Below are 16,802 nucleotides of genomic sequence, written 5' to 3' on the forward strand. Positions count from 1 at the left end.
GCCCAGACAGCGACCCGGAGCAAGCTGCTTTGGCGTTCATTTGCAAGCGGCTCAAATTGAATTTGAAGAAGCTATCTGAAGAAGAAAAGAAGTGGCTGAAAAAGATTGCACAGAAGTCGGACTTGCTGAAAAATCCAAAGCCACAGCGGGGGAGAAAGTAAGGGAACTAAGAGCCCAAAATTAGGGAAAAATGTTTATGGATAAGAAAAGCAAAAAAATTCTAATGCGCTATATGGATGATACGAAGCGAAAACTGTTATCATTTGAAGAAATTGCGTATGCAAAAGAACATGGTGCCATTTTAGAGGATTTATCTATTTCGCACGAAGAAGCTATACGCATTTTGACACAAAGTCTTAAATGTATTTCTCTTAGTGATGCTGCCAATTCTTTTTTGTATAGTTTATCTACTCGTGATATGGAGTATCGGTATATTTTAGCATCGTATATATATGCTGTAAGTTGGCTAATGTTTGATAGAGGTAAGACAGACAAAGTTCCATCTCGGCTGGATAGAACATTTTATAATTATGTCAAGTATCGAGGTGGTGGAATTTGGGGTGGGATTGGAAAACCCATTTTTTATCTCAATGAATTTGCTCATATGGATAAACAACTCCCTACGAATATCGACAAAAATATTTTGAAAGAAATAATATCAATATCATCTGCGATGAGCGACCAATCCACTGGTATTATGTTATGTAAAAAAATTCATGAGAGTAAACTTTTGCCCTGCAATATAAGTGAGATTATCGGAATCCTTGAAACACTTGCTATTTGTGGGATTTTGGAGACACCAGAGCATAAAGGATACATACATTCCTTTACCCCACCGTTGATGAGAGATACCGGAGATTTAAGGCAAAGCCTATCTTATCCACTCAACTGGTGGCATGGAGAAGATAAAGTAAATTATGATAACTGTTACAGAATTTTTAACATTGATTTTTCCTATTTATCGGGAAAATAGCAAAGCCAGCCGAGCCAGTCAACGGTCAAGATGAACGGCGCATAAATACGCCGCCGTTGACAGTCCTGCCTGTCTTTGCTAAAGGGTAATCAAGGCGGGAAAGCCCTAAAATGGCTTCCCGCCCATTTCAATTTTTACGGGAATGTATCCACAAGTTCGGGACACTTTGTCCCGAAGTTCGGCGTTGTACGAGGGACGGGGGCTTTCATATACGCCCTATCTGCTGATGAAACCAGCCCTGCGTTTGCGGCTCCACGCCACGCAATCACAGCCCTGTTTTCCTGCTGCTTCAAATGCCCTTGCCCTCCCTGGCGGCAACCTCATTTTCGCAGCAACGCCGACAGAGCGTATAACACACTACACTTTGCAAGCAAAGTCGTGTGCCAAAGGGTGCCCCTTTGGAAACCCCGGACAACAAAACAGGCTGAATATCTCGCACTTCCCCGGTGCTTGATACTCAGCCTTTATTTGTTGTCAGCAGCCCCCGTTTCGTGGTCTGCGTGTAGTTCCTTGTAAACTGACCTAAACCATATAATAAATTCATTATAAAGGAAAGTTATTTTAAGCCCGCTGATTTCTATTCCTTGACGCCGGAGTTATCCTTTTTTTCCTTAATGATATTGTCTGCACCGATGCTCAGTTCGCGTTCACGCTTTACGCTTTGTATGCCCCCGCGGGAAAAGCCAGGCTCCGGAAGACCGTATGGCGATCTTTGCGAAAGAAAAGCACAGTCAAGCTGACCGTGCTTCCGTTACTTTCTTTTGATTGCGTTGATATAACTCCTGGGCTGCCTGCCGGGCGGTATCGGACAATTCGCCCTGGGAGATCAGGGCCAGCTGATCTACCCGTTCATCTTCGCTCAAACATTGGATTTGGGTTTCCGTGAAATCCTGTCCCTGACGCTTGGTGACATGGTAATGTTGATCTGCACACGCTGCAACCTGTGCCAGATGCGTGACTGAGAAGACCTGCGCGTCGCGGGCTAACAGACTCATCTTCAAGCCGATTGCAGTTGCGACCTGACCGCTGACGCCGGTATCAATCTCATCAAAGATGACGGTCTGAATACCTTCCAGCCGGGTAAAGATTGTTTTCAATCCCAGCATTAAACGGCTTAATTCACCACCGCTGGCAACCTGCGTCAACGAGCGGACCGGCTCGCCGGGGTTCATGGAAATCATGAAGTCCGCTTCATCCAGGCCGTGCGCCGACGGCTTCGCGTCTTTCAGCTGCAAAATGAACCGTGCGTGCGGAAGCATTAAATCATGCAGATGAATTTCAACTTCCTTCTGCAGCGCCAGAGCTTTCTGTTGCCGGACCTGGCGCAGTTTCATCGCGGTTTCTTCAAATTGCTTGTAGGCGGTCTGCACCTGTTTCTGCAGCTCTTGCAAGTATTCCTGACGGTGCTCCTGTTGATTTAACTGCAGCTGGAAACTTTCTCCCTTTTCCAGAATTTCATTCAGACTGCGGCCGTATTTTCGCTTTAAACGATTGATTTCAAACAATCGGCTCTGAACTTCGTTAATTTGTTCCTCACTGAATTCCAGCGATTCAAAATAACGCTGCAGCCGTTCTTTCAAATCCTGCAGGCCGTAATAGTGCTCGTTCAACGCTTCGCTGATTTCCGCCAGTTCCGTTTCTTCCGGAAATCCGCCAGTCAGCCGCGCCGCCTCGTACAGCTGCGGAACCGCGCTTTGTTCGCCGTCCAGAATTTCCAGACTTTCCGCTACCCGCTGGTAGATTTTCTCGCGGGCCGCAATCCGCCGTTCGATCGCTTCCAGTTCCTCATCCTCACCCGGCTTCAACTGGGCTTGTTCAATTTCATTCAGCTGAAACCGCAGGAATTCCAAGTCCTGCTCAGCCTTCGGACTCCGTGCTTCCTCAAGCTGATCCTTCAGCTGTCGGTAAGCCTTAAACTGAGTTTTAACGCTGGATAATAACGCTTCGTCATCCAGATATTGATCCAAAAGATTTAAAAACGAACTGCGGTTTAATAAATATTGCGTATCATGTTGGGAATGAATATCAATTTCATGCCCCAGCAGCTCACGAATGAAGTTCGCCGTGGTCACCCGGTGATTCAGCCGCATCTGGCTTTTGCCTTCCGCGCCGATTTCCCGGCTGATGACCATGTCCTCTTCCCCATCAAAACCGGCTTCCTGCAATAACGCCAGCACCCGCGGATTCGCGGAAAAATCAAAGACGCCTTCAATCAGTGCCTTGTTTTCACCCTTTTTAACGAATCCCGCCTGGGCGCGCTGGCCGCAAAGCAAACTGATCGCGTCGATCAAAATCGACTTGCCCGCGCCGGTTTCTCCGGTGAACACGCTGAAGCCCGCATCAAAATCCAAATCGGCCTCATCGATCAGAATGAAGTTTTTGACATACAGATGTTTAAGCATCAGCTTCCTCCTTCCGGAATGATTTAAGCTTCGCAGTATTCTTTAATCACATCGAACAAACTCAGGATATCAATCGATTCCAAACGTCGGATTTTATTCAGCGAGCCCTGTGGTACATAGGTATCGCCGATGCCGACGCGCCGAATGGACATCGCTGCCTGATGATCCGCAGCCCATTCCAGAATTGCACTGGAAAGCCCGCCTGCCAGCATATCCGTTTCATACACGATAACCGGTTTGCCTTCCTCCGCCAGCCGCTGCAGCATAACTTCATCCAGCGGCTTGAAGAACCGGGCATTGACAACCTGAACCGGCAGCGAATTGGTCAGTACTTTGGATACGACTTTATCGACATCCGGGCCATAGGTTACGACAGTGCATCGGTGATCCGGCTCCGTATTGACAAGCGTCCAGCTGCCGACCGGAATCGGTTCGGCCTGTGCCAGCTCGTTATACAACGCAGTCCCGCGCGGATAGCGGATCGCCATCGGGTGCGGCTGGGCAAACGCTGTTGCCATCAGCTGCTGGGCTTCCCCGGCATCTTTAGGCTGAGCTAAAATCAGATTCGGCAAAGAACGCAGGATTGCGATATCGAAGACACCATGATGCGTATCGCCGTCTTCCCCCACCAGTCCGGCCCGGTCAATGCCAATCACGACCGGCAGATCCATCCGGCAGATATCGTGATTGATCTGATCGTAACAGCGCTGCAGGAATGAGGAATACAACGAGATAAACGGCCGTTTCCCGCTGATCGCCAGTCCGGCGCAGAACGTCGCCGCATGTTCTTCGGCAATCCCGCAGTCAAACGCGCGCTCCGGGTAAACCGCGAAGAACTTTTCCAGCTTGCTGCCGGTGATCATTGCCGGCGTCACCGCGACGATATCTTTGTTGTCCTTCGCTAAACGAACCAACATCTCGCTGATGACCGAAGACCATGAAAGATAGCCCGCCGGCGTCGCCGACAATGGTTTTCCTGTCTGGGGATTGAACGGTCCGACGCCATGCCAGACACCTTCTTTATCTTCCTCACAATAGGAATAACCCTTGCCTTTTTTCGTCAGCACATGCACGACGACCGGCCCTTGATGAGATTTCGCGACCTTCAGGATCTGAATCAGGCTCTTGATGTCATGGCCGTCGACCGGTCCGAGATATTCCAGCCCGAATTCACCGAACACGCCGGTATCGATCACGCCTTTTTTTACCGCATCCTTCATGTTCTGCAGGCCGGTCAGCACCGCCTGGCCGACATTGTTGCGGTTCAGTGCTGTCTTGAGATCGTTCTTTAACGCGTTGTAGGGCTTGGATGCACGCAGCTTGGCAAAGTTCTGCGTCAAAACGCCGACATTTTCTGAAATCGACATGTTGTTGTCATTAAATATGATGATGATGTTGCGCTGTTCACTGCCGATTTGATTCAGCGCTTCCAATGCCATTCCGCCGCCCAAGGCGCCGTCGCCGATGACCGGTACGACGTGATATTGTTCATGGTTGAGATCCCGGGCAACTGCCATGCCTAACGCCGCCGACAACGACGTCGAGGAATGTCCCGCCTCCCAAACGTCATGCTCGCTTTCAGCACGTTTCTGAAAGCCGGACAGCCCCTCATACTGACGGAGCGAGTCAAACTGGCCGGCCCGGCCAGTCAAAATTTTATGCGTATAACATTGGTGTCCAACGTCAAAAAAGATTTTATCCTGCGGCGAATCAAATACCTTATGCAAAGCGATCGTCAGCTCGACGACGCCCAGATTGCTGGACAGATGTCCGCCGGTCTTGCTGACATGATCGATCAGGAATTCCCGAATCTGTTGCGCCAGCGCTTTAAGCTGCCGCTGATCCAGCTGCTTTAAAAATGCGGGATCGTGTATATCGGTTAAATCCATTTCCGCTAACCTCCTTATCTTCACTTAATACTGACGGAATTCCATCGCGTCCAGAATCGCGATCAGCCGCTGCGTATCCAGGTTCATCTGACGGATCGCATCGCGCGTCTGACGGTAAACCTCGGTCATCGCATCCTGCGCCTGACCTAACCCCAATAAAGTGACATAAGTCGATTTTTTGTTATCCAGATCGCTGGCTGATTTTCCCAGCTCCTTGCTGCTCTTGGTGACGTCCAGAATATCGTCCTGAATTTGAAAGGCCAAGCCCATGAGTGCGCCGATCCTTCGCCATTGCGGAATGGCCGCGTCCTGACCGGCTAGAATCGCGCCCATGACCAGCGGTGCGGTAAACAGACAGCCGGTTTTATACAAATGAACTTCTTTGAGCTGTTCCAGCGTCACGGCTTGGCTGTTTTCCGCCTCCAGATCCTTAATCTGGCCTAAGATCATGCCTTCCGCTCCGCCGGCCGAGGCCAGCTCCTTTACGATTTTTAACGCTTTGACCGGATCGTCGCTGCTGTTGGCGGCTAAGACAAAGGCCTGCGTCAGCAAACCATCGCCGGCCAGGATCGCCGTCGCCTCGTTAAACTGTTTATGACACGTCTTGCGGCCCCGGCGGTAATCGTCGTTATCCATTGCCGGCAGATCGTCGTGAATCAGGGAATACGTATGCATCATTTCCAGCGCTCCGGCAGCCATAAAGCCCGCTTGTGCTGATAGTCCATAACCCTCTGCGACCGCGAACAACAGCTGCGGACGGAGCCGTTTTCCCTTGCCCATCAGCGAATATTCCATCGCTTCGCTGACCTCGGAACGTTTCAGCAGCCGGCACTGGCGCTGCAGGAATGCTTCAAATTCGTTCATCATAAGTTTTCGTCCTGACTTTCTTTCGGCTGATGCCGCAGCATCAGTTCCTGTACCTTATTTTCATATCCCTGCAGCTGGGTATCAAGATCCTGAACTAGATTCAGGCCCTCCTCAAACAATCCGATCGCTTGTTCCAACGCGATTTCATTGCGTTCCAACAGCGAAACGATCTGATCCAGCCGGTCCATTGACTGTTCAAACGTCGGCTTTTCACTCATGCTTGTTCCTCCTTTTCCTTGACAAGGGCCTGGATCTGACCGTCATGCAGCCGGATCCGCAGCTCCTCGTTGACATTGACTTCCTGGATAGAACGGACTAAACGCCCGTTCTGAGCGATCAGACCGTAGCCGCGCCCCAGAATCTTTAACGGGGAATAGGCGTCCAGCAGCCGGATCTTTTCTTTCAGCTGCTGCTGGCGAAGCATCAGCTGTTGTTTCTCATGGTGATTCAAGTTCAGCCGCAGCTGTCCCAAACGCTGCTGCTGAAGATGGACCTGACGCGAGGTCTGGTTTAATAAAACTGCGCTCAGCTGATCCAGCCGGGCCCGCTGGCCGCGGATTCGCTGGGTTGTGTTCTGCAGCCGTGAACTGTCGTAATCCAGCCGCATCTGAAGCGGCTGAAGCAAACTCATCGGATCCTGAAAGATCCGGCTTTCAACCTGCTGCTGATAACGCTGGCGCTGCTGGCGCAGTTTCTGATTCATCAGATAGATCAGCTGCTGCCGCTGGCGCAGGCAATGGCTCTGCACCTCAGCTAACTGCGGCGTTGCCATCTCAGCCGCGCCAGTGGGCGTCGGAGCCCGCCGGTCAGCGACCAGATCGGCAATCGTGACGTCGACTTCATGACCGACGCCGCAGATTACCGGTGTTTGCAAACCGGCCATCGTTCGGGCTACGCATTCTTCATTGAACGACCACAGGTCTTCAATCGATCCGCCCCCGCGGGCTAAGATTATGACGTCAAAACCTAACGTGTCCGCCTGCCGCAGCGCCGCGCAGATCTGTGCGGCCGCGCCTTCCCCCTGCACCAACACGGGGATTTCGCTCACCTGGGCAATCGGCCAGCGCCGGGCCAGCGTCGTAACAACGTCTTGGCGCGCCGCGGTGTTTTTTCCAGTGATGACGACAATCCGCATCGGATACTGGGGCAGCGGTTTTTTCCGGGCCGGATCGAACAGACCTTCCTCATGCAGCCTGCGTTTCAATTCTTCATATTTTAAATACAGATCGCCTAAACCGGTTGGCTTCATCGCCGTAACATAAAGCTGAAGCTGTCCGCTGGCTTCAAAAATCGACGTGTTGGCCTGCACCAGCACGGAGTCGCCTTCCTTGGGAATAAACTTGCAGCGGGCCGCATTGGAAGCAAACATCACACAGCTGATGCGTGATTTCTCATCCTTTAATGTAAAATACCAATGGCCGCTGCGATGGGCTGTGAAATTGGAAATCTCGCCCGCAACAATCACCCGCTGAATCAGCGGATCCTGATCCAGCTTGCCTTTCAGATACCGGACTAAGGCGCTGACGCTCAGCTGCCGGTTTCTCATATTCTGTCCAGAACGCCGTTGATCAATCGGTAGGCTTCGTCGTCGCAGTAATCTTTCGCTAACCGCACGGCTTCATCAATGATGATCGCTGCCGAGGCCGTCTGGTGATCCAGTTCGCTGCATGCCATCAGCAGGATCGCCTGTTCGAGAACGCCTAAGCGCTCGAAGCTCCAATCCTTTAAGGTTTCGTTAATGTATTGGATATATCGGTTTTCATTGTCCAGGGTATCCAGGATCAGAATCCGGCTGAAATCATCCAGCTCTCCGGTTTTCATCTCCATGACTTCCTCAATGATTTCATCCATCGGTTTGTTCAGCAGACGATGCTGATACAAACAGATCATCGCTTTTTCTCTACAACTATGTCGGTTCATGTTAACCCTCCGCTCATTGTATTATTTTAGCATGAAAAACGGTTTGTTGAAACTCTTTCTCATGCCTTTTTGCGGACTTTTGATTTGCCTTTTTTTTAACATTCCTATAGAATGGAAAACAGAACAGAAAGAAGGATCGATATGCGTTCTTCCTCATTCCCCGCACGTTTCTGGGGACATTTAAAGACGATTACGCTGCACAAGCTGCGGGTGACGCGGCTGTGCTTTAAAATGGGCTTGATCAAGCAGGGTCTGCTTCATGATCTGTCGAAATACAGCCCGGTTGAATTCTGGGCGGGAGTGCGTTATTTCCAAGGCTACCGCTCGCCGATCGATGCCGAAAAAGAAGCCAAAGGCTATTCCGAGGGCTGGCTGCATCACAAAGGGCATAACAAGCATCACTGGGAGTATTGGATTGACCGGAACAAGCAATGTCAAGGCTTATTTTGCGTGGAAATGCCGAAGCGGTATGTCGCAGAGATGGTCTGCGACCGGATCGCAGCGTGTCAGACGTATCAGAAAGAGAAGTACACAAACGCTTCGCCGATCGAGTATTTCCTTCAGGGCAGCGACAAGCAGTTCATGCATCCGCATACCGCAGCGCTGCTTCAGCAGTATTTGGAATGGGTTAGAGATTTCGGGATCGACGCGGCATTCAAGAAAATCAAGCAGGATTTGCGGCGCTCGGAGGCCATTTAAAGTATTCTGAATTCATGTTTTGAAGGCTCTGATCGCTTGTTTAACAGATTTTTACAGAGGACAAGCAAGCGGCGCAGGACAGCCGCTTTTCTTCCTGTTGAAGACCGTTCTTCCGGCAAAAAAGATATATTCCTAAAGAAACAGTGCGGCATCCCTTCCCCATTGCTTTACTTTCCGCATCCCACTTTCATCAGGATTTTCAGCGCAGACTGAGCCATAATTCTCTTTTTATTTACAGTTAAGTTCTATCTCAGAAACAATCCGTTGGATAAAAGCGAGGTGATCCCATGCGCTCTGTTGATTTATCCGGACTTCCCCGCGACGCGCGTCATTTCATAGCCTGGAATCAGTCCGAAGGCTTTGATGTTCCCTTTCAGTATGATGATCAACAGGGCCTGCTGACGATCCTGCGGGTTGGAAAAGGAAATCATGGTGAAGCGGTGCTGGATATCCGGTATGCCGGTAGGATTATTCCCGCGGTGCCGGCCAGTTCCGTTAAGCATTGTATTTTAGGCAGGATCCTTCAAACACGCCATTTCGATTTTGTTACGTCGCTGGGGCAGCGGTTTGCGGACGCCCGGCGGGATTATACGATTATAGATCAGCGCCGCGGGCGTTTAAAATCCAATCCCAGGATGACGCAGCGCGAAGTTCTGATCCTGTGTTCGCGGTGCAGCGCTAAAACCTGGATGGCGGAAGAACGAGTTCTGCCGCCAAAAAGCTGCGCCTGTGGCCGCTGTCGGTATTCGCCTCTGTCCGGCAAGCGTTCCATCGCTCAAACTGATCGCTGGATGATCCCCTTTTTCCCCGGCGGTGAAGACGAAGCCCGACAATACACCCGCGGGCAAAACAAAAAGCTTCGCTTCCGTTGTCCCTATTGCGGTAACGTGCGCGAAAAAGCGATTGCGATTGCGACGCTGCATCATACGCATTCCATCGGCTGCGCCTGTTCCTGGTCTGTCGGGCGCTCCTTTCCGCACCGGCTGATTAAATCCGTGCTGGATTATCTTGGAATTCATTATATCCAGGAAGCTTCCAGAAAAGAGCTGCCTTGGGCGCAGTCGTTTTCCTATGATTTCTATCTGCCGGATTTCGGCGTGATCCTGGAAGCGCATGGAAAGCAGCATTATGAGGAAGGCACTGGTTATTTTAAGAATACGTTAAAGAAAAACAAAGTGAACGACGCGCAAAAAAGAAAGCTGGCCCTGGACCATGGCATCGCCGCTGAGCGCTATCTTGAAATTAACTGTAAGAAAAGCGAAACCGAAGCGATCAAAGCTGATCTGCTTCGCTCCTCACTTTCTCAAATCCTGAAATGCGATCTGGCTGGTCTGGATTGGATCGAACTCACAAAAGCCGCGTGGAAATCAGAAAAACTGAACATCCTGGAAATGAGCGTTAAAAATCCTGAAATGTCAGTACGGGCCCTGGCGGAACACTTCGGCGTCAGCCGGGATTTAGTAAAAGAAGTCCAGGTCAACGCCGGAATTTATAATAGTCAGAAGGAACGAAAGCTGGGCGTAAAGCGGCAGCAGGTCCGTTATCATCATCGGACCCAAGCGCGGAATGAAAAGATTCGACAGCTGAAAAAGGATCGTCCGCAAGCCTCCACTCAGGAAATAGCTGAGCTTGTCGGCATGGAGCGTCATGCGGTTTACCGGATTTTGAAACAAAGTGGTCTCTATGATGAGCAAGCGGAGAAACAGAACAAAAATTTCAAAATTTCCATGTCGAAGAAGAGAATCAAAGATTGTGATATTCAGACAATCTGCCAGATGAAACAGGATCATCCGCTTCTGTCTGCCAGAGAGGCCGGCCGATTAACCGGTCACAGTCACAGTACAATTTTATCCGTCTGGAGGGAATTCGGATTAGCTTAAAGTGTCGAAGACCCTTTCCTTCCGGGGCAAAGAATGACAACTTGTTATCACTTGCCTGATCTGGTAAAAGGAAGACTTGCGGTGCAAGGAAGGCCTACATTGAAATACGAAAAGCGAAGCAAAAGATCAGAGAAGAAGACGGAACTTTGATCTTTTCGCTGTTACAGAAAAACGTTTCTTAAATCAGTCCCGGTTGAAGCCAGGGCTCGAGTAAGAAACGTTTTTCATTAGAACATGGATGAATTAAAATTAAACTGTCCAACGCGGATTCGCGGCGATCTCAGCTGTCCTGTTCAATCCCTGACCGTTAAAAATCAGGAATAGGCTTGAAGTATACGATCAAGCTCTTTCTGCGTTACCGGGATCGCGGAGCCATGCCGGACGTCGTTGTTGGGCAGCGTATAGTCGCCTTCTGCGAGCCACTCAAAATCAGCGTCTTCTCCTAATTGAGAAAAGCGGGCGACATAGAAACGCTGATTCGGGTAATTGTCTACGTACAGATAGAAAACGCCGGGCTCATGCAGCGACGGCAACGTAAACGGTCCTTCAATATACTTGCGGTTATAAATGAACAAATCATCATAGCGGCGCGTAAACCCCGCAGTCAGATCCTGGGTGCCCGCATAGAAGATCGTCTGCGCCGCCTCACGTTCATCTTTATAAAGCATCCAATACTGACCATGCATGCGCAGGATTGTGCCGTCGATCACTTTATAGCCTGGATTGAACAGCGATTTGGGATAAGTAAAGGTTTCAAAATCCTGGGTAGTCACCGCAAACATGGATCCGCTTTTCGGATCCTGCGCATCGGAATAATAAATCACATACTCTCCGGCAGCGGGATCATACGTCATTTCCGGCGCCCAGGCCCGGCTTCCGGTGCTGTACAGTCCTTTATCGAACCAGGCGATCCGATGCAATCCATGATCGCTTAAATTCACAAGGTCTTCGCTTTTCCAGACATAGATCGAAGGATTATCATACCCTTCCGTCGCCAGAATCACAAATTGACCTTCGGCGTCGCGGCCGATAAACGGATCGCGGACCCGTCCGGTTCCCAGCTTACTGGTCAGAATGGCCTGTCCCTGATTCAAATCAGTCCAGTGCAGACCGTCCAGACTGTACGCCAGCTTTCCTGTTTCCTTACCGAGATCGCCGTTGAAATACGATAAGATATAACCGGCATAAGCGTCAAGCACAACGGCTTCGATCGTCACCGTTTCCTGCTGATTTCCCTGTCGGAGCGTCGCTTCCAGTTGGACCGGCACACGTTCGTCTTCCGGATTTATTTTGATCAGAACATTGTTTTCCAATCGAATTTCACCCGAAACCACCTTCCATTCGATCACGCTGTCATTTTCGCCCACAGTTGGCAGCGGACTCCCCGCATTCAGCAATGTGCCCAATGTAATCGGCAGCGCTTTGACGTCCCGAAGCAAGCGGGTTGCCGGCGTCTGGGCCCGGATTGTGATCGGGAAGTCGCGTTGGAACTGACGGTTTTTGATTTTAGTTGAGAGCGTCAGCGTAATCTGTTGATCCCCCTGCTCCGGAGTTGGAACGGTGATCACGCCTTCGTTGTTTTCGACTTTCAAAAAAGCTGGATTGCTGCTGGTCCATTGGGCTTCGTACTGACTGTCCACCTCGGGATACAGCGTCGGGTTTTCTCGCAGATCTTCCGCATTCGGAATGGTGATTTCACTGAGCAATACCTCTGGATAAAAACGGTCGAACTCATCTTCGATTTCTGAAGCGCTCAGGGCCTTTTTCCGGATCTGAAAATCCTGGAACTGGCCTTCCATACAATCGCCGTAAGCAATCGCATCCTTGCCGACGACAAGCCAAGATTTTTCGATCTGATTGATCGAAGCACCCATTTGCCCTGTCATTGCCGCCTGCCCATTGAGATAGACCGTTGCTTGCGTTCCTTCAAAAACAATCACAATTTGATTGTAGCGATGGGTATTCAGCGTAAATTCGCTGTTGGAAATCAGCCACTGTTCCTGTCCTTCAGCTTTCATCTGCAGCGCCATTCCCTGCAAAGTTCCGTCTTCCCGGGCCGTCAGGTTGGTCAGCTTCATCATTTCCTGCTGTTCGTTGACTACGGAGATCAGCGGCAGATCCGGAACGTTTGTCGACGGCTTGATCCAGAAGCTGAGGGTCGCGGTATCGCTGCCGTTCAGGATCGTGCTTTCCATCGTATGCTCCGCGTCGCTGGTTAAAAGATAGGCATCCATTTTAATCCCTTCGCGCCATGTCCATTCCGGAGCTTTCGTTGAGTTGTAATATTCGACCTCCGCAGTATCCGCCGCCAGACTGGTATCGGCCACGTGTGTTGTCTTTGGATTTTTCTGACAACCGCCGAGCAGACAGAGACTCAGCAGTGAAAGGATCATTTTGTTTAAGATTGACAGAGAAATCATTCCTTTCTTATTTTCTTATCTTTTAGTATACAAGAAAATAAGCATGAACACCATGCTTACTTCAAGGTTTCCGATATCAGTTTCTTCATCAGCTGCCGCTGTCGGACAACAAGCTCAGCTTCGTTAAGAACGCAGCCTTTCCGATTTTTGACTTTCCATTGCCCGGCGACCATGACATGTTCGATCCATTCTGAGCGGCCGTCGAGGACCCAATTCTGCAGGACGTCGCTGAACTGCGGCGTGCTGATCAGCGGCTGAAAATCCGGCTCGTCCATTCGGATAAAAATAAGATCGGCCTGCATTCCAGGCTTCAGACGGCCGGTCTGCGGCCATCCGCAGCAGCGTGCACCCCACTCCGTCGCCATTTTCCAGACGATTTGTGCAGGATTGAGAACATGTTGATCCCGCAGAAGCAGATACTCACATTTCATAACATCCATGAACTGCAGTCTTCCCCAATCTGTGCCCAACCCGATTTCAATTCCCTGATCAAGCATCATTTTCAGCGGACTGACGCCATTCTGCGACTTTAGATTGGAGATTGGACAGTTGACCATCCGTGCGCCTCGTTTTGCGGCAAGCTGGATCGCCTCTGCCGGAGCTTTGCAATTATGAATGAGAACACTGTGTTCATCGAGCATACCGGCTTGAGCATAAGCTTCAATCGTATGTTGATAGCCTTTGGATCGAATGGCCTCAGCGGCCAGATCCGTTTCCATGCAATGCGCTTTGAACATTGTCTGCGGATGATTTTGTTTCCAGAACTGTGCTTGGCTGCAGCGATCCTGTGACCAGCTGCTTTCCTCCGGCAACGGCAGCGCTGTTTTTAACAGCTCTTGATCTTCTAATTGTGATGGATCATCCGCTTCCAAAGTCAGACGGATTCCGCACAGCTCGCCAGCTCTTTTCTTGGCTTGATAATCTTGTTGAAACAACCGGCAGTCAAAAACGGTCGTTATGCCTTGCTTCAGCATCGATATATATTCATACAGCGATAGTTGAATCTTTTCTTCTTCTGTACAGCGGTTTAACGCATTGACAAATCGTTGTTGAAGCTGTCCCTGTGGCGTGTTATTGAGCCATTGCGCCACCGGCATATCCATAAACAAGCCGCGCGTGACGGTACTGGTGCCGTGAAAGTGAGCATTGACCATACCGGGAAGAACTAACAGATGACTGCAATCCAGTTCTTCTGAGTCATTGCAGAACTCAGCGATGCGATTCTGATGAATAACTAAATCACCTTGAATTACGTGATCCTCCTCATTGAGATACCAAGCATTTCTTAATTTCATTATTCAATTTCCTTTCTCATCTTAATCCTATTACCAGCATTTAAACATCAAAAAACTAGTTTCATTTTTTTTGTATTGATTCAAGTCCGAAAATTTACTTTTTCATTTGCATAAGATTGGACATAGTCACGTCAAAATTACTAATTTCTTTGTTATCTTCCATTTTGGGTTTTGCCGGCTTTATTCCATGCTCATATACCCAGTTTATATATTCAATCATATCCATGAGATTAGAAATAGTTATCTTTTGTCTGTTCAAAGGGTCAGCTATTTTACTCGGGGATGATTCTGCATCCTGTATAAGTCTAAATCTTTTTAAACGGTTATTCTTTATTATTTTGTCATATTTTATTTTCATATTTCCTCCAAGCGCTTGATACATTCATTTTACAGGAAAGAAATACTTTTTCACACTAAATTTATAGCAATAAATAGGAATCAGGAAAAAATAAGCATAAAATATCGCCATAAAATGAATTCCAAAATTCGCCATGACATAGTTAAACAAAATTTCGATGGATTTGTTTCCATGCGATATATTTCCAGTAACGCATTGTTTTTATACTTTTATAGAAGTATGATTATTTTGAATAACTGCACAGAGATAGAGAGGTAACACTATGAGTAAATTAGTTTTATATCACAATTCCACGCATATTATTAGACATTCCGTGCATGGGAAAGGCACATCCTACACAGTTTCAAGTCTTTTTTAGATTAATATGTCTTAACTAAGAAGCTATATAATTTTATAGTAACTTTTTAATGTTTTGCAATATATAACAGGAGTAAGCGGTAAAAAGGAGTAATGAAATGATTGAAGATATTTTAGAGAATTATCGTAGAAAATGTACGAGAACAGGCCAATTTGATTTCGTTTTAGACACATGGTTGTTAATATTCATATTTTTTGGGATTGGGGGAATTTTAGGAATTTGCGTTTTTATAACATTGCCAGAGTTTATCCCATTTATATTCAGGTTATATCTATCGCTTTTTAGTATGATTTTGGTTGGAATGATATATATAGCGCTTATACAAATTTGTATTTTCATAACGGAAAAAAATTTTATAATTAAAAAATTAGATTCTCTAATCGAAGATGAACTAGATGAATCATTAAGTCAAGAAGCAAGAGATAAACGAAAGATAATTAAAAATTTAAAATTTCATTGGAAATATATTATTCAAAGCACTCAGGTAGAGAAATTATATAACGCAATTAAATTTGATGAATTTTTAGAGATTTACCAGATCAATAATTTTGAAATTTCTAATAAAACAATAGATCGAATTCATGATTTTTTAAAGGAGAAAAATAATTTCTTGGAATATATAGATAATGCCTTTTTCGGAATCGTTATCCTCGCAATTTTAAACCCAATAATCGAATATACTCAATCAACATATATTCCGAGTACTGCAAGTGAATTTAGTTTTGGCAATATAATACTTTTCTTACTCACCATCGCTCCGTTTATCATTATTCCCATTTTAATCAATCAAATTATTCGCCATGTAAATCATTCTAAAAATATAAGAGATAAAAAGCTGTTGTATGAACTATCTGAAAAACTGCTTTACTATAACTTTGAAATTAACAAATTAGAAAGATATACAAAAATCAGAATAGATTCCAATCAAAACATTAACACACAAACAAATTAAAAAGCATCTAAAAAGGTAGCTGAAAAAGTTAAATTAATCAAAAAAATGGGAGTGCTGCATAAAACAGACTCTCATTTTACTTTTAAAAACTTATCTATTTATCAATTAGCAGGCGAATATAATGCTCGCATTTTTTTAAATAAGGAATTCTTACTCGGTTTCGAGTAGGCAGAATACCCATACAAAAAAGCAGGCAGGATAAAGCGTTTAATGAAACTTTATCCTGCCTTGACCTTTTCTTTAACAGAAACTGAATAAGGATCAAATAAGGATCTGCAAACTTTTTATTTCCACTCGACTTACAGACCTTATTTTCTCGTATTTTTCCGTACTATCAATACATATTCCGTCCACAAAATCCACATATTTCTGTTATTACAGTACGTCTTTAAACTTTTTGTAGCCGAATTGTAGCCACGTACTATTAGTTCACCTCACCAGTTTTAAGGCATTTTAATTCTTTACGGAATAGTAGTATGTAGCCAATCAACAATTTCATGTACTCATAGTGCATATATAGGTATTATATTTTATCTAAAAAAGAACTTGTAGCCAGTAAAATTTACCACTGGCTACATTTTTATAATAATTTAGGCGCTCTAAAATCATATAGGGTTAGGGATGGTCTTTAAAATAGCGTAGGGTCAAAAACAGGGCTGATTTTCATCGTTGTAGGGGTCCTCTTTAAAATCATATAGGGTCATCATAATTATGAATCTAATTTATGTAGAAAATAATATCAATGATTCAGGACTTCACTTCAGTGAAGTCCTTTGAATAAGTTTACCC

Annotated in this window: 13 protein-coding genes; 4 read left to right on the top strand and 9 right to left on the bottom strand. The window is 47.1% G+C overall.

The genetic code is table 11. The features are described 5' to 3' along the window. Positions 1-196 precede the first annotated feature (196 nt). Positions 197-973, top strand: a complete 777-nt coding sequence (locus HOLDEFILI_RS15355; RefSeq protein ID WP_021631613.1) for a hypothetical protein — start codon at positions 197-199, stop codon at positions 971-973. Positions 974-1,704: 731 nt separating this feature from the next. Here HOLDEFILI_RS15355 and recN read toward each other — a convergent pair. Genes recN through nusB form a run of 6 tightly spaced genes read right to left on the bottom strand, consistent with a single transcriptional unit; the run spans position 1,705 to position 8,051 of the window. Further along, a complete protein-coding gene (gene recN / locus HOLDEFILI_RS15360; protein WP_006060761.1) occupies positions 1,705-3,375 on the bottom strand; it encodes a DNA repair protein RecN in 1,671 nt (556 codons plus the stop codon). Between the two features lie 23 nt (positions 3,376-3,398). Next, a complete protein-coding gene (gene dxs / locus HOLDEFILI_RS15365; protein WP_039865144.1) occupies positions 3,399-5,264 on the bottom strand; it encodes a 1-deoxy-D-xylulose-5-phosphate synthase in 1,866 nt (621 codons plus the stop codon). A gap of 24 nt (positions 5,265-5,288) precedes the next feature. After that, positions 5,289-6,131, bottom strand: a complete 843-nt coding sequence (locus tag HOLDEFILI_RS15370; protein ID WP_006060763.1) for a polyprenyl synthetase family protein — start codon at positions 6,129-6,131, stop codon at positions 5,289-5,291. Next, positions 6,128-6,349, bottom strand: a complete 222-nt coding sequence (xseB, locus tag HOLDEFILI_RS15375) for an exodeoxyribonuclease VII small subunit (protein ID WP_006060764.1) — start codon at positions 6,347-6,349, stop codon at positions 6,128-6,130. The genes HOLDEFILI_RS15370 and xseB overlap by 4 nt, the downstream gene beginning before the upstream one ends. Beyond that, a complete protein-coding gene (gene xseA, locus HOLDEFILI_RS15380) occupies positions 6,346-7,677 on the bottom strand; it encodes an exodeoxyribonuclease VII large subunit (RefSeq protein ID WP_006060765.1) in 1,332 nt (443 codons plus the stop codon). Before xseA ends, xseB begins: the two co-directional genes overlap by 4 nt. Then, on the bottom strand, positions 7,674-8,051 hold the full coding sequence (nusB, locus tag HOLDEFILI_RS15385) for a transcription antitermination factor NusB (RefSeq protein ID WP_039865145.1): 378 nt from the start codon (positions 8,049-8,051) through the stop codon (positions 7,674-7,676). Before nusB ends, xseA begins: the two co-directional genes overlap by 4 nt. 141 nt (positions 8,052-8,192) lie before the next feature. Between nusB and HOLDEFILI_RS15390 the strand changes: the two genes are divergently transcribed. Beyond that, entirely contained in the window at positions 8,193-8,750 is a 558-nt protein-coding gene (locus HOLDEFILI_RS15390; RefSeq protein ID WP_039865146.1) for a DUF5662 family protein, read from the top strand. A gap of 287 nt (positions 8,751-9,037) precedes the next feature. Beyond that, on the top strand, positions 9,038-10,630 hold the full coding sequence (locus HOLDEFILI_RS15395; RefSeq protein WP_039865147.1) for a hypothetical protein: 1,593 nt from the start codon (positions 9,038-9,040) through the stop codon (positions 10,628-10,630). Between the two features lie 314 nt (positions 10,631-10,944). Here the strand turns inward: HOLDEFILI_RS15395 and HOLDEFILI_RS15400 are convergent, their stop codons facing one another. From HOLDEFILI_RS15400 to HOLDEFILI_RS15410, 3 genes are all read right to left on the bottom strand, one after another. Then, positions 10,945-13,050 (bottom strand): LamG-like jellyroll fold domain-containing protein, encoded by a 2,106-nt coding sequence (locus HOLDEFILI_RS15400; RefSeq protein WP_006060773.1) that lies wholly within the window; start codon positions 13,048-13,050, stop codon positions 10,945-10,947. A 56-nt stretch (positions 13,051-13,106) separates the two neighbouring features. Continuing rightward, on the bottom strand, positions 13,107-14,345 hold the full coding sequence (locus tag HOLDEFILI_RS15405) for an amidohydrolase family protein (protein WP_006060774.1): 1,239 nt from the start codon (positions 14,343-14,345) through the stop codon (positions 13,107-13,109). A gap of 94 nt (positions 14,346-14,439) precedes the next feature. Continuing rightward, positions 14,440-14,703 (bottom strand): hypothetical protein, encoded by a 264-nt coding sequence (locus tag HOLDEFILI_RS15410; protein ID WP_039865148.1) that lies wholly within the window; start codon positions 14,701-14,703, stop codon positions 14,440-14,442. Positions 14,704-15,158: 455 nt separating this feature from the next. On the opposite strand from HOLDEFILI_RS15410, the gene HOLDEFILI_RS15415 reads away from it, so the two are divergent. Then, complete coding sequence (locus HOLDEFILI_RS15415; RefSeq protein ID WP_006060777.1) at positions 15,159-16,013, top strand: hypothetical protein; 855 nt, start codon at positions 15,159-15,161, stop codon at positions 16,011-16,013. The last annotated feature ends 789 nt before the right edge of the window (positions 16,014-16,802 follow it).

The organism is Holdemania filiformis DSM 12042, assembly GCF_000157995.1.
Taxonomy (GTDB): domain Bacteria; phylum Bacillota_I; class Bacilli_A; order Erysipelotrichales; family Erysipelotrichaceae; genus Holdemania; species Holdemania filiformis.

What these genes read in the sequence shown, in the direction of transcription:
- HOLDEFILI_RS15400 (WP_006060773.1), bottom strand. Translation starts at nt 13,050, where the DNA reads ATGATTTCTCTGTCAATCTTAAACAAAATGATCCTTTCACTGCTGAGT.
- dxs (WP_039865144.1), bottom strand. Translation starts at nt 5,264, where the DNA reads ATGGATTTAACCGATATACACGATCCCGCATTTTTAAAGCAGCTGGAT.
- recN (WP_006060761.1), bottom strand. Translation starts at nt 3,375, where the DNA reads ATGCTTAAACATCTGTATGTCAAAAACTTCATTCTGATCGATGAGGCC.
- HOLDEFILI_RS15405 (WP_006060774.1), bottom strand. Translation starts at nt 14,345, where the DNA reads ATGAAATTAAGAAATGCTTGGTATCTCAATGAGGAGGATCACGTAATT.
- nusB (WP_039865145.1), bottom strand. Translation starts at nt 8,051, where the DNA reads ATGAACCGACATAGTTGTAGAGAAAAAGCGATGATCTGTTTGTATCAG.
- HOLDEFILI_RS15415 (WP_006060777.1), top strand. Translation starts at nt 15,159, where the DNA reads ATGATTGAAGATATTTTAGAGAATTATCGTAGAAAATGTACGAGAACA.
- HOLDEFILI_RS15395 (WP_039865147.1), top strand. Translation starts at nt 9,038, where the DNA reads ATGCGCTCTGTTGATTTATCCGGACTTCCCCGCGACGCGCGTCATTTC.
- HOLDEFILI_RS15390 (WP_039865146.1), top strand. Translation starts at nt 8,193, where the DNA reads ATGCGTTCTTCCTCATTCCCCGCACGTTTCTGGGGACATTTAAAGACG.
- HOLDEFILI_RS15410 (WP_039865148.1), bottom strand. Translation starts at nt 14,703, where the DNA reads ATGAAAATAAAATATGACAAAATAATAAAGAATAACCGTTTAAAAAGA.
- HOLDEFILI_RS15355 (WP_021631613.1), top strand. Translation starts at nt 197, where the DNA reads ATGGATAAGAAAAGCAAAAAAATTCTAATGCGCTATATGGATGATACG.
- xseA (WP_006060765.1), bottom strand. Translation starts at nt 7,677, where the DNA reads ATGAGAAACCGGCAGCTGAGCGTCAGCGCCTTAGTCCGGTATCTGAAA.
- xseB (WP_006060764.1), bottom strand. Translation starts at nt 6,349, where the DNA reads ATGAGTGAAAAGCCGACGTTTGAACAGTCAATGGACCGGCTGGATCAG.
- HOLDEFILI_RS15370 (WP_006060763.1), bottom strand. Translation starts at nt 6,131, where the DNA reads ATGATGAACGAATTTGAAGCATTCCTGCAGCGCCAGTGCCGGCTGCTG.